Genomic DNA, 14084 nt, shown 5'->3' with positions numbered 1-14084 from the left:
GGTGATTTGTTCAGCAAATCACTGAAAAGAAATTCACAGGACCGGTTTCAGCGGCGCAACAGCAGCGTCGCTTGATCCGTGTGGCGCACGTTGACCGGGAGGATTTTCGGCAGCGCGCTGACCAATTGCGCCAGCTCGGCGGTGTCATAGGTGCCGCCGAAGCGCAGGTCGCCGACATCGCTGGTCGCCAGCTGCAACGGCACGTCGAGGTAGCGATTGATCAGCGGCAGTGCGTCGCGCACGCTGACGTCATCGAGCATCAGCTTGCCCTCGCGCCAGGCCGCGGCCCGGGACGGATCAATGCGCGCTAGCTGGACCATTTGCTCCGGGCTGAACGCCGCTTGCATGCCGGCGGTGAGCACGGCCCCCTGATTATTGTCGCTGCTGCCTTCACTGCGCGAAGCCAGTACCGAACCTTCGGTGACGGTCACCGTGGTTTGCTCCGGCCCGGTCCAGACGTTGAAGTGAGTCCCGGTAACCCTGACATCGGCGTTATCGGCGCGAATCACAAACGGCTTGTCAAAGTCGCGCTGCACATCGAAAAACGCCTCGCCATCGCGCAGCAGTACCTGGCGCTGATCGCGAAAACCGAGATAGACCAGACCCGTGCGCTGATTGAGTTGCACCTGGCTGTGATCCGGCAACTGCACCGAGCGCCGGACTTCCTGCGCCATGTAGTAGCGAACACTGCCTGGCAGCACGCCCGCCGACCACCCTGCCCCCCAAATGGCACCCACTGCAGCCACCAGCACCGCCGCGCGCGCCAGCAACGGCAAAGGCCCGCGCCAACGCGAGCGCTCCGAGCGTTCGACCTCGAATGTGGCGGGCAGTTGCTCGCTGACCTGCCAGATCCGGCACATGTTCGCGTACTCCGCCGCATGGGACGGATCCGCGTCATGCCAACGCCGAAACTCGGCACGATCGGCCGCCGTGCTCTCGCCAAAATGCAGGCGCACACACCAGTCGGCGGCGATTTCATCAGTGGATTTCTGCGGGCTGGAAGGATGGGTCATCTTGGCGGGTAGACAGAAAATTTCGCCAAGCTTACTCCATGTCCGGCGGTTTGAGTCCAGTTCCAACACCAGGCTGTGAGCGCCTTAAGCGTTGAATGATGGCATTTAGGCTGATCTGCCCGGAGGACTGATTGCAAATAATTCTTAATAAGAATAAATTCCCACCCCTCGCTGGCTGATTCATAAAAACAACCCAGGTGCACCATGCAAAAGCCCAGTACGGCGGGGAGCGGCTCCCAATTGCTGGAAGTGTTCTTCGAGCGGCGCCTACGCCTGATTGCACTCGCCGCGCGCATCACCGGCTGCCGCAGCCACGCCGAAGACATCGTCCACGAAGCCTTCCTGAAAATGGGCGAAGCCGACGCCAGCGGCCCAATCCGCTCCCAAGCCTCCTACCTCACCCGCATCGTGCGCAACCTGTCGATCGACCACTACCGCCGCCGCCAATTCGAAGAACGCCTGATCGCCCACGACGACGACAGCAGCGAAGTGTCCGGCCCCCAGGCGGAAACGCCGGAAGCGTTGGTGTCGGATCAGCAGGTGCTGGAGAGGGTTTGCGGCGCGCTGTCGGATCTGCCGGAGCGTACGCGGTATGCGTTTGAAATGTGCCGGATTCATGGGATGAAGCAGAATGAGATTGCGCGGATTTTGGGCGTTTCGCCGGCGTTGGTGCATGGGATGATCAGTGAGGCGGTTTTGCATTGTCGGCGGCGGGTGCTTTGAGGGGGTGGGGTTGGTTGAGATCAGCGAGCGGGACTGTCAGTTTTTTTGTGTGCGGGCCGGTAATGGCCTGCCGTCAGGCAGGCCCTGATTTTCACCAGGTCGGCCTGATGAACCGATCTCCGTACAGAATCGCAAATTGATTCATCGCACTTTTCCAGTCATGGGCCGCTGAACCCCAGTTTGCCGTGATGTTTCGTAGCCCCAACCAGATCAGTTTGGTCGCTGCATCGTCGTTCGGGAAGTGGCCACGGGTCTTTATGATCTTACGTAGCTGAGCATTGATGCTCTCAATCGCGTTGGTGGTATAGATCACCTTCCGGATGGCGGGCGGGAAAACAAAGAATGGAATCACTCGATCCCAAGCGCGTCTCCAGGCGGCCACGACCGTTGGATACTGTTTGCCCCAAGGCCCGTTTTCAAACTCATCCAAGGCCTGCTCAGCCGCTTCTGCGTTGATGGCCTGATAAATCGGCTTCAGCGCCTTGGCCAGTGCTCGACGCTTGTCCCAAGCCGCGTAGTCCAGGCTGTTGCGAATCAGATGCACAATGCATGTCTGCAGTGTTGTTTCTGGAAACACTGCGCTGAGGGCCTCTGGCATGCCCTTGAGGCCATCGGTCACGGCAATCAGCACGTCCTCGACGCCTCGCGTTTTGAGGTCGTTGAACACCTTCATCCAGAACTTCGCACCCTCGGTGTTCTCGATCCAGATGCCCAGGATATCGCGCGTCCCGTCGGGTAAAACACCCAACGCCAGGTAAATGGCCTTGTTGCGTACCAAGCCTTCTTCGCGGATCTTCACCCGTAGCGCATCAAAGAAAATGACCGGGTACATCGGCTCCAGCGGGCGCTGTTGCCACGCGCCAATCTCTTCCATGACCTCGTCGGTCACAGAGCTGATGAAATCGGGCGAGACGTCCGTGCTGTACTGCTCAGAAAGAAACGCACGAATCTCTCTGACCGTCATTCCACGGGCGTACATGGCGATGATCTTGTCATCGAAACCGGTATAACGGCGCTCATGCTTGGGGATCAGAATCGGCGAGAAACTGCCGTTGCGGTCGCGCGGAATATCCAGGCGTATCGGGCCATCGCCGGTGAGCACCGTCTTGCCGCTCTTGCCGTTGCGCTGGTTGGTTTCGTCCTCCGGGCGCTGCGCGCCCGATGGATAACCCAAATGGTGGCCAAGCTCGGCATTTAGGGCGCGTTCAATCAGCGCTTTCTTGAAGGCCGCAGAAGCCTCTTCGATCGCCTCAGCGGTCATCAGTGTTTGAGGGAGTTGATCCAGCAGTTCCTTTGGAAGCTTCGGCAGCTCCCGCACCGGTTGGCGCTCAGATTTCTTTTTGGTTGGCATACATGCACCTCTTACTCATGTTATGCCCGAACACAAAATTTCTGACACCCCCCAGCGAGCAAGTTCACCAATCAATTACAATCGTAAGACTTTACCTTCCAATTAATGAACTGAAAGGCGCGGGAAAACAAAATTTTGAAACCTTGATTTTTTCACTGTGCAATATTTTACGTCCACTGCACGGTGCTGCGGGGCTAGGTATTCAGCACAGCTACGAATGGGAAAATTACCAGCACATTGAGTACGAACTCATACAAGAATACCGAGGTGTAGACCTATGCTCACCTAGCGGCAATAAAAAATGGCGCACCGGCTACACCAACCTCAACTGGTACACCTACCTGGCTCACCACTGGGTCAGCAAGTTAGGCACAACCGAGGATCTACTTACCCAACTTGATGACGTACGCATAGGCGTCCTGCCTTACGAGTGGGGCACGATTTTTCGTGCCGGAAACTGGCCAGCTTTAGGCAAAGCCACTATCGATCCACGTCCGGAGTTGTATGTGATGGTCAATGAAGTACTCAAACCATTGCGCGTCAACAATATCGGCTCACTGCATTACGGCTCGATTGCCGGTGAAATACGGCTCAACGAGCGTACCAGCAACCAATGGATGCGCCGCTTCGACCTCCCCAAAGACAGCCCGAAGCCCAAGCCTTCACCATTCTTCCGCCGTGTATCGATGGAGGAACAACAGCGGTTAGATGCCAGCAAGCAGATGTTTGATGCATTCCTCAACCGAAACTCTGACGACAAATCCAACAACTCCCAGGCCAACCGTCAGCGCTTCCTGCTGGACACGCTAGACGCCTTGTCGGCGGCAATCGGGACCTGATTGCCTTCGGTCGCCCCTTCATCGCCAACCCGGACCTGGTCGAACGCATGCGGCACGACTGGCCGTTGGCTGAGGGCGATCGCACGATCGTTCTATGGCGTCAACGGCGCCGTCACCCGTGGCTACACCGACTATCCCGCCTATCAAGCGGACGCGTCGCTTTGATTCGATAGTCTGTCCACGAGCCGTGGGGTGACACCGATGCCGAACGCAATGGATAAATTTTCCTGTCGCGTTCGGTGTATCCCGCCCTTGACAATCAAACCCCGGCGCTACCCTCCCCTGCAGACATCTGTACCGAATAATCCCGCCGCGCCTGCTCCCCCGAGATATACCCGTTCTTCACATCCTCCAAAACCGCCGCCACACTCCGCTCTTTCGCCGGCCCCCAGCCGCCGCCATTGGCCGTCACCAGCCGCAGCAAATCACCCCTTTCCAACGCCACCCGATTAGCGCGGCTAAAGCGTTCGGTCGACCCTTTTGCGCGGATAACCTCGGCATAGTTACACGAGCCCTCATGCCCGGCGTCGATGCCCCACGGCGGCGTAATACCCCGGCCGAAGAAGGTCGACACCCAGGCCCTGGGCGACAGGATCCGGTAGTCGAGCGTGACGCCTCGGCCACCCCGGTGACGGCCCGCACCGCCGTCTTCCTGATGAAAGCCATAGCGCTCCACCAGCACTTCATAACAACGCTCGGTCAACTCGACGGGAATGTTGCTGGTCTCGCCGTTACCCACGCAGAACTGGCCGCTCTCGCCGTCCTTGTCGTGCCCGGCGCCCCAGCCGCCGACCAAGGGCTGCACCAGCAGGTATTCATCGTTGGTCTCGGAGTGACGGCCGTTGAGGACCATGGAGCACACGGAACCCAGTTGTCCGGCGATCAGGCGGTCCGGCAAGACCTGCGCCAGTGCCCGACGAATCACGTCGGCGGCTGCGACCATTGACTCGAAGTAGGCCGACACCGGTGCAGGACGCTGGGCGGTGCAGATGGTGCCGGGTGGGCAGATGACTTCGATGGGGCGGAAGCAGCCGGCGTTGGCGGCGATGCCTGGGCGCACGACGCCCATGAACACTTCGCGCACTGCCGACTGCAGGCCGCACAGGGTGTTGTTGATCGGCCCCTGGGCTTGCAGGCTTGAGCCGGTGAAGTCGGCGACGAAGCGGCCCTCGCTGATTTCGACCCTGACTTTGACAGTGAACGGACCGTTGCCCAGGCCATCTTCATCGATCACGTCCTCGGCATGGAACACCCCTTTGGGCAGGTCGGCAAAGGCCGCCAGGGTCATCGCCTCGCCGTGCTCGAGCAGGCGTTCGATGGCGTCCAGGGTGGTCTCCTCGCCATACTTGGCGACGATCGACAGCAACCGCCGTTCGCCCACGCGCAACGCTGCGGCGCAGGCATGCAGGTCGCCCAGGGTCATTTCCGGCAGGCGCACGTTGGCGGCAATGATGTCGACCACGGCCTGGTTGATCCGGCCCCTGTCGTAGATGCGCACGGTGGGAAACTGCAAGCCTTCCTGGTAAATCTCCGAGGCGTCGGAGCTGAAGCTGCCCGGGTCCTTGCCGCCGACCTCGGTCCAGTGCGCCTTGTTCGCCGTCCAGGCGATCAGCCGTTCCTGATGGAACACCGGCATGATCATCGACACGTCCGAAAGGTGGGTGCCACCGCCGCCGTAAGGGTCGTTGGTGATGAACATGTCGCCCGGGAGAATATCTTCCAGAGCAAATTTCTCCATCACGCTGCGCACCGCGCCATCCAGCGTGCCGATAAACCCCGGAATGCCGTTGCCCTGGGAGATCAACTGGCCTCGCGCATCAGTGAGGCCAATGCCATAGTCCAGCGCCTCGTAGATGATCGGGCTCATGCTGGTGCGTTTGAGGGCAATGAACATCTCTTCGCCAATCGCCACCAGGGCGTTCTTGATGATTTCGCGGGTAAATGGATTGGCGTTGCTCATGCCGACACCTCCTGCACGTTGATATGGATGTGAAGACCGCCGTAGGGGTCGACTTCAAGGCGATCGCTCGGACGGACGACGGTGGTGGTGGTCGCCTCTTCGATGATCGCCGGGCCTTCGATGCGCATCCCGCTGAGCAGCGCCGAGCGTTGATAAAGCGCGGTCTGCACCGCTTGCTCGGGCTCGAACTCGACCCAGCGCCGGCCACTTAACGCGGTTTCGGCTGAGGCTCCGGTGCTCACGCCGATCGGCGCCATGGGTGATTTCGGGACTTCGCCGAAAGCCACCAGGTGCAGGTTGACCACCTCGATCGGCAGTTCCAGGCGGAAGGTGTAGGCCTGTTCATGCTGTGCGTGGAAGCGCTCGATGATTGACGCCAGTTGCAGCTCATCGAGGACGACTTTGACCGTGTGTTCCTGACCGTTGTAGCGGGCGTCGATGTGCCATTCGAAGCGCAGCTTGTCGCGTGTCATGCCGTCGTCGGCAAACTGCGTTTCGGCCGTCGCCTGCAGTGCGGTAAAAGCCCCGATCAAACTGGGCAGCCCCTGCTCATCGAGACGTTGCAGGTGGGTCTGGATGTAATCGCGTCGCGAATCGAGCATCAGCATCCCCCAGGCCGAAAACACCCCGGCGAAGGGCGGAATGATGACTTTCGGGATCCCCAGCTCGGCTGCCAGGGCGGTGGCATGCAAGGCTCCGCCGCCGCCGAAGGCCATCAGCGCGAAATCCCGTGGATCGTGGCCACGGTTGACCGAAATCAGCTTCAACGCGTTGACCATGTTGGCGTTGGCAATCTGCAATACGCCATGGGCCAGCAGCTTGGCCGAGACGCCGATTTGCTCCCCGAGCCGAGCGAAGGCTGCATGCACGCCGTCGATGTCCGGCTGGATTTCGCCACCGGCGAAGTCATCGGGATTTATCCGCCCGGTGTAGAGGTTGGCGTCGGTGGTGGTCGGCGCCAGGCCGCCGCGACCATAGGCCACCGGCCCTGGCGTGGAGCCGGCACTTTGCGGGCCGACCCGCAGGCTGCCGGCGGCATCGACCCAGGCCAGGCTGCCGCCGCCATTGCCGATTTCAACGATGTCCACCACCGGGGTCATGATCGGGTAACCGGCACTGATCGCGGTTTTCTCGATCACGTAATCGTTGCTGATCTCGACCTTGCCATCGTGGATCAGCGAGCACTTGGCGGTGGTGCCGCCGATGTCCAGGGCCAACAACTGCTGTTCGCCGATCAACTGGCCGTAAGCCTGCGCCCCGAGGATGCCGCCCACCGGGCCGGACTCCACCAGGCTGATGGGGTCCTGCTTGGCGGCCTTGACCGGGGAAATGCCACCGTTGGACTTCATGATGAAGGGCGCCGATTGCAGACCGTTGTCGGTCAGATGCGTCGACAGGTTGTCCAGGTAGTCGCGGGTGGCCGGCATCACATACGCCGACAGCACCGTGGTGTTGGTGCGCTCATATTCACGCAGTGCGCGGCTGACCTGATGGGACGCGATCACCGCCACCTGCGGCCACAACTCGCTGACGGCGGTCATCAATTGCGCTTCATGCGCGGGGTTGCAGTAGGCATGCAGCAGGCAGATCGCGATCGCCTCGACGCCCTCTTCGCGCAAGGTGGCGAGGATTGCCGGCAGGCCCTCGAGGTCCAGCGGGGTGACGACTTCACCGCGATAGTTCAGGCGCTCGCTGATTTCCACGCGCAGGTGCCGCGGCACGAAAGGCGGTGGCTTGCGGTAGTAGGTGTTAAAAATATCCGGTGTGTTGCCCCGGGCAATTTCCAGCACATCGCGAAAGCCTCGGGTGGTCAGCAAGGCGGTCTTGACGCCCTTGCGTTCGGTCAGGGTGTTGATCACCACCGTCGAGCCATGGGCGAAGAATTCGATATCGGCGTAACTGACGCCACTTTTGGCGACGGCGTTGAGCAGCCCCTGTTCGAAGTTAGGCGGTGTGGTGTCGGCCTTCACCGCGTTGATCACGCCGTTTTCCAGGTAAACCAGGTCAGTAAAAGTGCCACCGATATCGGTAGCCACACGGATTGTCATAAGTCCTCCGGCAATCACGCAGAAGCCGGCCAGCCGCGGGGCCGCCGGCTGTTGTCTCAAAAGGTGTGGGAAACAGTGAAGATCAGACGGCCGTCGTTGCGCAGGTACTCGCCATCGTTGTAGTAACGCCCCGACAGGTCCGTATCGACCCAACTCAGTTTGGTATTGATCGGGCCAAAGCTGCGTTTCAGTGCGACTTCCCAGTTCGAGTATTCATGGGCGCCGGTCAGTTCGGTCTGGCGGAAGTACTCGCCAAAGGAGTGCCCGGCCATCAACGACAGGTCGACTTGATACGGCAAGTTGAAGGTGTAGTCGGCCGCCAGGTACTGCGACGACTGCGAGGTGCTGATCATGTCGTTGGAGTAATAGGCATAGGCATTGAAGTTGCCGTAGCCAAGGCTGACGCCGATCTCCGGGTAGTTGATGTTGTAATTGGTTGACGGGAAGGTGTAGTAGTAGCCGATCACGCCGTAGCGCAAGCCGTTTTCCAGTTGGCCGTTGTAACCACCGTAGAAGTCGATCTCGATATTCGCGCCATCGTCGTAGGGATCGCCGCTGGCGAAGCTGTCGGTGTTTGACGCCCAGGCGCCGACGAACACGCCATTCTCGCCGGCCCAGTCCAGGCTCATGCTCAATGCCGGATCGTTGCCGGAGTAGCCGATGCCGCGCACCTGGTATTCAGTGGTCAGGGCCACCGTGCTGGACACCTGCGCCTGAGCGGCACCACTGCAGCCGAGTGCGGCCAGGGCTATGAGTCGGATGATCTTCATTGAAACTGCTCCTGAATTTCTTATGGTTTTATCGGCGTTGAACCGTGCAGACAAAAGGCGAGCGCGCCCGGCAAACGCAGTGTTCGCTTGAGTAAAAACAGACATGGCTTCGCCCTCCCGGCTTGTTCCGGGTCAACGCATTGGCTAAGGGGTTGGCGACTTACGAGTGCGAGGGCGCAACCGTGGAAACGCGGCTCAAGCGCTGCAGCAGCAGGTACGCGACCAGGGCCACCAGCAGAGAGTCCAGTGTCGGCTGCGTGGTCAGGGTCCAGCCGGCAAAGGTGGTCATCCAGGCGACCAGGCTGGCCAAGGCCCAACTGACCAGTGCCGGCCAACCGAAGGCGCCGGACTGCGCCAGCGCATCGACGTCGTAGCGTTGCTGGCGGACCACAAAGAAATCCGCGACATAGATGCTTGCCAATGGCGGGATCACGATGCTCAGGGTCATCACGAAATCGAGGAAATGGCTCATGAAGCCACCCACGGCCAAGCCCGTCGCCAGCACGCTGCCTGCCACGGTCAGTTTCCAGCTCGGGGTGCGGCTGACGGTCGCCAGGGTCAGCGTCGCCGAATACAGATTCGCGGTGTTGGTGATCCAGGTGGAGAACACCAGCACGGCCAGCGCCGGCAGCAGCACGCCGAGGCTCGCCATGATCAGCATGATTTCGCTTTGGCCGGTGATGATCGACAACAAGCCGCCGACAATCAGCACAAAGGGAAAGCCGATGACCATGCCCAGAATAGCGATCAAGGCGTCACGTTCAGTACGGGCGTAACGGGTGAAGTCGGGCATCAGGACGGGTGTCAGCACCACCATGCCGATGGTGCTGGCAATAGCCAGTGCCAGGCTGTCGCCGGCCCCGACGAACCCGCCCAACTGGCCGGGCGCCGCACGTTGCACGCCGAGGTACAAGGCAAACAACATGAACAGCGCCATCAGCGGCACCGAGACAATCGACAGCCGATCCAGCCCGCGCAATCCATAGATCGCCATCAAGGTCATCAGCACACTGCCCCACACGCTGTGCACCCAGGCCGGCGTGACGATATCCCAGGAACTTTGCAAGGCGCTGGCCACGGTGCTGCCGAATATATCGGCGGTGGCCGCATAGAACCCCAGCAAGGTCACCGCCATGATCAGGTTGATCAGCTTGGCGCCATGCCGACCGAATGAAAACTGCAGGACCATATAGGTGCTGAGCCGCGTCCGCACGCCGACCATCGCGGTCAATGCACAGAGCAAACCGAGCGCCCCGCAAACCCCGGCGAAAATCAGCGCGGCGCTCGCGAACCCGACTTTCTGCGTAACGTCGGCCCCGAGCCAGAACACCGGCAGGGTCATCCCGATGCCAAAGGTGATCAGCGCCAGACCAACGCCAGAGACCGTTTCGGACTGGGGCACGGGCCGGCGGTCGTAGCCATCGGGAATCACATTTTCTGTACTGCTCATGCTCGCCTCTCGACTGGCAATGTCTGCTCTCCCGCCCATAAACAGGAGGCAAACCGATTATTAGAATTGTAGTGAGGCGCTCGCGAACGCTGGACACATAGTGCCAGCGCCCTCGAAATCAAACTGCGCTTTTGCGCCGACCAGGAAAAACAATCAACGGTTATTGCCCCTGAAACTGCAGGTTGTTCGGCTGGGTCTGGCACAGCAACCAGGCGCCGACGTCTGGCTCCAAAGCGTCGATCAACGCGGCCTGAACCGTCCGGTGATACTCATCGAGCCAACAGGCTTCGGCCGGACTCAGTCGTTCGCGGTCGATCAGTTCATTGGCGAATGGCGCGAGGGTCAGGACGCGGAACCCAAGGAATCCCGGATGCGCCTCGACCTCGATGACTTCGTAGAGGTTCTCGATGCGGATTCCCAGTTCACCTGGCAGATAAACCCCCGGTTCGATCGAGGTGACCATGCCCGCCTGCAGCGGCACCGCGCTGGCGTGGGGGGCAATCCGGTGAGGGCCCTCATGCACATGCAGGTAGCTGCCCACCCCGTGTCCTGTGCCATGGCCGTAGTCCAGCCCCTCTCGCCACATCACCTGGCGCGCCACGCTGTCCAGCTGTTGGCCGCTGGTGCCCATCGGGAACAGGCAACTGGCGAGGGCGATATGAGCCCGCAGCACCGTGGTGTAGAGCTCACGTTGCCAGGCGCTCGGCGGGCTGCAGGCCAGGACCCGGGTCACATCGGTGGTGCCCTGGGTGTATTGGCCGCCAGAATCGATCAGCAGCAACTCGCCGCGCCGCAGTTTTGCCGCCTGCCCCGGCTTGGGCAAGTAATGGGGTTGGGCGCCGTTGGCACCGGTGGCCGCGATGGTCTCGAAACTCACACCCCGGTAGTCGGGATGCCGGGAACGCCAGCCCTCCAGGGATTCGACAATCGACAATTCGCTCTGCCCGATAAACCGCTCACAGCGGCAGTGAAACTCATAGAGAAAGCGGCACAGCGCCAGACCATCGATGCGATGGGCTTCACGGCTGCCGCACAACTCGGCCGGTTGCTTGCAGGCCCGCTGGAGCAGCAGCGGATTGGGCGCCTCATGCAAGACACAGGCAGCGGACTCGAACTGACGGTAAACCGCCGCCGTACACATCCGCCGATCAATCCACACCCGCTGGCCCTGCAGCTCGGCGATGCATTGCTCAAGCCGTCGCGGAGCACGCACGGAGACCGTAGCGGGCAGCCACTCCTCGGGCAATTGCAGGCGCTCGGCATCGATGAACCAGTCCAGCCGACCATCGGCGTACAGCAGACCATTGCTGAACGGCAATGGCGCGATGGCGATATCCCCGCCGCGCACGTTCAACAGCCAGGCCAACATGTCCGGCGCCGGCAACCACAGGGCATCGCACTGCGCGCCACGCACGCTGGCGGTGAGTTGATCGAGCTTGGCCTGCGCGGTCATGCCGGCGTACTCCAGCGCCCAGGCCAGCACCGGGCTGTTGGGTGCGTCCGGGCGATTGCGCCAGGATTGGTACACCGGATTATCCGCAGACGCGTGCCAGTTGAAGTCCGATTGCGTCGCCAGGGCCTGCCAGCGGGCGCACTCGTCGATACTGTGCAGCCTGGCGTCGCAGGCGATGGTCGCGCCCGCAGGCAACTGGCCGCGCAGCCAGTCGAACAGGCTGCTGTCGTCGAGCATCAGGGTCTCGAAACGCGGGCACTCGTGGCGGGCCTGCTCGGTGTAACGGCCGTCCACCAGCAGCGCCGCGCCCTTCTGCGTCAACGCCGCCAGGCCGACGCTACCGGTGAAACCGCTCAGCCAATGCAAGGCTTCGTCAGCCGGGGCCAGGTCTTCGTTGAGGTAGGCATCACTGCGCGGTAGCAGAAAAGCGTCGTAGCGACGCGCGCTCATTAGCTTTCGGACCCAGTCACAGCGCCCCATTACACACCTCGTGGCTGACGGTAGGCGCGCAGGATGCCGATCTCCGCCTCAGGTGCCAGGTATTCCTGCGCCCCGGCCTGGGCAAAGATCGCTTCGACCACCTCCATGCCCGCGCAGACCTGTCCGAACGCGGCAAACCCCAGGCCGTCCGGATGGCGCGCGCCGCCGTGGTCGAAGTGCGGTTGATCGCCGATGCAGACGAAGAAATCACCTTCGGCGCTGTTGGCCTCCTCACGGCCCATCGACAAGCAGCCGTGGCGGTGGCGCAAGCCGGTATGCAGGGTGGTTTCCAGCACGATCATCGGCAAATTACTCGCCGCCAGCGGTCGCGTGCCGCCGTGCACGACATTGATGCGCACAGGATCTTCCGCTTGCTGGTTGGACGGATTGACGATGCGGAAAATGCTGCTGCCGTCATACCGACCACTGTCCACATAAGCCAGGAAATTCGCGGTGGTCAGCGGTGCCTGCTGGCCAAACAACTCGAGGGTGAAGGCGCCCAGTACGGTTTCCAGGGTGACGTATGCCGTTGCAGTCATGGTTGTTCTCTGCCTTGGGAAAACCCCCATTGTGGGCAAAGACGGCAATGCAAAAGATTGAGATAGGCGGTGTGCCGTGCACTTGCTGCGGGATGCGCGGGCATTTACCGCAGATTGTTCACTCCCGCCACATTAGATTTTCCAGCGGATAGCCGGCGAACCACTTGGTCTTGTCGAGGATGATGTTGCTGCTGATTTTCAGGATGTTGGGGTTTTCATCCAGCAGCTGTTCGCACAGCAAGTTGAAATCGCTCACGGTGGAACAGGTGGCGAGGGCAATGTAGTCGTACTCGCCATCGACCTTCAGGCAGTCCACCAGCTCACGACGCTTGGCAATAAAACGTTCGAATTGCACCCGCAGGTGGCCGGCGTGATCGCGCAGGCTGAACATCACGTAGGCCATGACGTTGATACAGATTGCGTCGATATCGATCGATGCCATGTAGGCGCGAATGTAACCGGCATCCTCAAGCGCCTTGGTCCTTTGCAGGCAAGCGCTGGGGGAGAGATTGATCTTCTCGGCCAGTTCGAGATTGCTGATCCGCGCATTGCTTTGCAGATTTTCGAGGATTGCCCGATTGATACGATCCAACTTCACTTTTTTCATGCTACCCCTACACCCATCGACGATAACCCCGGGCATCTCGCGGAAAATGCCAGCCGCGAGACTGCCACGCGGCTGGCGATCTGGATAGCCCATTGGTCACTGGACAAGGCAGATGCACTTCCCCCTCAAGGCGCCAACCGACTCCGACACCACCCCCCATTAAGCAACCGATAATCCAGCCGATCATGCAAGCGATCCGCCTGCCCCTGCCAGAACTCCACCCGCTCCGGCTGCAAGCACCAGCCGCCCCAATGCTCGGGGCGCGGGATCGGTTGGTCGAGAAAACGTTGGGCCGTCTGTTCCAGCATCGATTCCAGCGAAGCGCGACTGGCGAGCATGCGGCTTTGCGGTGAGGCCCAGGCGCCGAGGCGGCTGGCCAGGGGGCGGGAATCGAAGTAGGCGTCGGACAATGCCGGATCGAGTGGCACCACCTGGCCTTCGATGCGCACCTGACGCTCCATGGCGGGCCAGAAGAAGGTCATCGCCGCGTGGGGGTTGGCTGTCAGTTGCTGGCCCTTGTCGCTGTGGTAGTTGCCGAAGAAGATCAGGCCGGCGTCGCTCAGGCCTTTGAGCAGCAGCACCCGGCAATGGGGGCGGCCGGCGCTGTCGACGGTGGCGAGCATCATGCTGTTGGCCTCCACCGGAGGCTGCTCGGTGTCGCGGGCCTGCTGCAGCCATTGGCCGAACATCGCCAGCGGGTCGTCCAGGGCCTGTTCGTCCTGCAGGCCTTGCAGGGTGTAATTGCGGCGCATCTCGGCGAGGGAAAGCGGCATGTCGATGGTCTCCGAAAAGGTTTGGCCCAGTGTGCGAGGCACCGGGTCAAATCACCTTGACCGCCATCAATCCCTACC

12 protein-coding genes and 1 pseudogene are annotated in these 14084 nt (G+C 61.1%); 3 read left to right on the top strand and 10 right to left on the bottom strand.

The window, feature by feature from the left end; genetic code table 11:
• Positions 1–47: 47 nt before the first annotated feature.
• On the bottom strand, positions 48–1013 hold the full coding sequence (locus KW062_RS11650) for a FecR family protein (protein WP_027620441.1): 966 nt from the start codon (positions 1011–1013) through the stop codon (positions 48–50).
• A 204-nt stretch (positions 1014–1217) separates the two neighbouring features.
• On the opposite strand from KW062_RS11650, the gene KW062_RS11645 reads away from it, so the two are divergent.
• Positions 1218–1736, top strand: coding sequence for an RNA polymerase factor sigma-70 (locus KW062_RS11645; RefSeq protein WP_105755639.1), 519 nt, complete (start codon positions 1218–1220; stop codon positions 1734–1736).
• Positions 1737–1827: 91 nt separating this feature from the next.
• On the opposite strand, the gene KW062_RS11640 is transcribed toward KW062_RS11645, so the two are convergent.
• Complete coding sequence (locus tag KW062_RS11640; RefSeq protein WP_105756142.1) at positions 1828–3087, bottom strand: IS256 family transposase; 1260 nt, start codon at positions 3085–3087, stop codon at positions 1828–1830.
• Positions 3088–3089: 2 nt separating this feature from the next.
• Here KW062_RS11640 and KW062_RS11635 point away from each other — a divergent pair, with 2 nt between their 5' ends.
• Together KW062_RS11635 and KW062_RS11630 are read left to right on the top strand one after the other, a co-directional pair.
• Positions 3090–3926 carry a type VI immunity family protein gene (locus KW062_RS11635; protein WP_327192035.1) on the top strand — a complete coding sequence of 279 codons (837 nt, stop codon included), beginning with the start codon at positions 3090–3092 and terminating at the stop codon, positions 3924–3926.
• A pseudogene (locus tag KW062_RS11630) lies at positions 3902–4091 on the top strand (alkene reductase); the annotation flags it as partial. The gene KW062_RS11635 and the pseudogene KW062_RS11630, both read left to right, overlap by 25 nt.
• Positions 4092–4185: 94 nt before the next feature.
• On the opposite strand, the gene KW062_RS11625 reads toward KW062_RS11630, so the two are convergent.
• From KW062_RS11625 to pdxH, 8 genes are all read right to left on the bottom strand, one after another.
• Positions 4186–5886: a hydantoinase B/oxoprolinase family protein gene (locus tag KW062_RS11625; RefSeq protein WP_027620448.1), complete on the bottom strand. Its 1701-nt coding sequence runs from the start codon at positions 5884–5886 to the stop codon at positions 4186–4188.
• Positions 5883–7934, bottom strand: a complete 2052-nt coding sequence (locus KW062_RS11620) for a hydantoinase/oxoprolinase family protein (RefSeq protein ID WP_177433291.1) — start codon at positions 7932–7934, stop codon at positions 5883–5885. Before KW062_RS11620 ends, KW062_RS11625 begins: the two co-directional genes overlap by 4 nt.
• A 56-nt stretch (positions 7935–7990) precedes the next feature.
• Positions 7991–8704, bottom strand: coding sequence for a TorF family putative porin (locus tag KW062_RS11615; protein ID WP_158261859.1), 714 nt, complete (start codon positions 8702–8704; stop codon positions 7991–7993).
• Positions 8705–8864: 160 nt separating this feature from the next.
• Positions 8865–10154, bottom strand: a complete 1290-nt coding sequence (locus KW062_RS11610) for a purine-cytosine permease family protein (RefSeq protein WP_027620451.1) — start codon at positions 10152–10154, stop codon at positions 8865–8867.
• Between the two features lie 160 nt (positions 10155–10314).
• The gene (locus KW062_RS11605) at positions 10315–12087 is read right to left on the bottom strand and encodes an aminopeptidase P family protein (protein ID WP_033866391.1); all 1773 of its coding nucleotides are present in this window, start codon (positions 12085–12087) and stop codon (positions 10315–10317) included.
• Positions 12087–12626, bottom strand: a complete 540-nt coding sequence (locus KW062_RS11600) for a peptidylprolyl isomerase (protein ID WP_105756008.1) — start codon at positions 12624–12626, stop codon at positions 12087–12089. Before KW062_RS11600 ends, KW062_RS11605 begins: the two co-directional genes overlap by 1 nt.
• Positions 12627–12744: 118 nt before the next feature.
• Positions 12745–13233, bottom strand: coding sequence for an Lrp/AsnC family transcriptional regulator (locus tag KW062_RS11595; protein WP_027620453.1), 489 nt, complete (start codon positions 13231–13233; stop codon positions 12745–12747).
• Positions 13234–13358: 125 nt separating this feature from the next.
• Positions 13359–14006 (bottom strand): pyridoxamine 5'-phosphate oxidase, encoded by a 648-nt coding sequence (gene pdxH / locus KW062_RS11590; protein WP_105756011.1) that lies wholly within the window; start codon positions 14004–14006, stop codon positions 13359–13361.
• Between the last annotated feature and the right edge of the window lie 78 nt (positions 14007–14084).

It is taken from the genome of Pseudomonas fluorescens (assembly GCF_019212185.1).
In the GTDB taxonomy this organism is placed as follows: Bacteria; Pseudomonadota; Gammaproteobacteria; order Pseudomonadales; family Pseudomonadaceae; genus Aquipseudomonas.
This window is presented reverse-complemented; position numbering and strand designations above follow the sequence as displayed.

Excerpts from the sequence above, each read along its gene's own strand:
- KW062_RS11650 (WP_027620441.1), bottom strand. The coding sequence starts at position 1,013 with ATGACCCATCCTTCCAGCCCGCAGAAATCCACTGATGAAATCGCCGCC.
- KW062_RS11645 (WP_105755639.1), top strand. The coding sequence starts at position 1,218 with ATGCAAAAGCCCAGTACGGCGGGGAGCGGCTCCCAATTGCTGGAAGTG.
- KW062_RS11640 (WP_105756142.1), bottom strand. The coding sequence starts at position 3,087 with ATGCCAACCAAAAAGAAATCTGAGCGCCAACCGGTGCGGGAGCTGCCG.
- KW062_RS11635 (WP_327192035.1), top strand. The coding sequence starts at position 3,090 with ATGCACCTCTTACTCATGTTATGCCCGAACACAAAATTTCTGACACCC.
- KW062_RS11625 (WP_027620448.1), bottom strand. The coding sequence starts at position 5,886 with ATGAGCAACGCCAATCCATTTACCCGCGAAATCATCAAGAACGCCCTG.
- KW062_RS11620 (WP_177433291.1), bottom strand. The coding sequence starts at position 7,934 with ATGACAATCCGTGTGGCTACCGATATCGGTGGCACTTTTACTGACCTG.
- KW062_RS11615 (WP_158261859.1), bottom strand. The coding sequence starts at position 8,704 with ATGAAGATCATCCGACTCATAGCCCTGGCCGCACTCGGCTGCAGTGGT.
- KW062_RS11610 (WP_027620451.1), bottom strand. The coding sequence starts at position 10,154 with ATGAGCAGTACAGAAAATGTGATTCCCGATGGCTACGACCGCCGGCCC.
- KW062_RS11605 (WP_033866391.1), bottom strand. The coding sequence starts at position 12,087 with ATGGGGCGCTGTGACTGGGTCCGAAAGCTAATGAGCGCGCGTCGCTAC.
- KW062_RS11600 (WP_105756008.1), bottom strand. The coding sequence starts at position 12,626 with ATGACTGCAACGGCATACGTCACCCTGGAAACCGTACTGGGCGCCTTC.
- KW062_RS11595 (WP_027620453.1), bottom strand. The coding sequence starts at position 13,233 with ATGAAAAAAGTGAAGTTGGATCGTATCAATCGGGCAATCCTCGAAAAT.
- pdxH (WP_105756011.1), bottom strand. The coding sequence starts at position 14,006 with ATGCCGCTTTCCCTCGCCGAGATGCGCCGCAATTACACCCTGCAAGGC.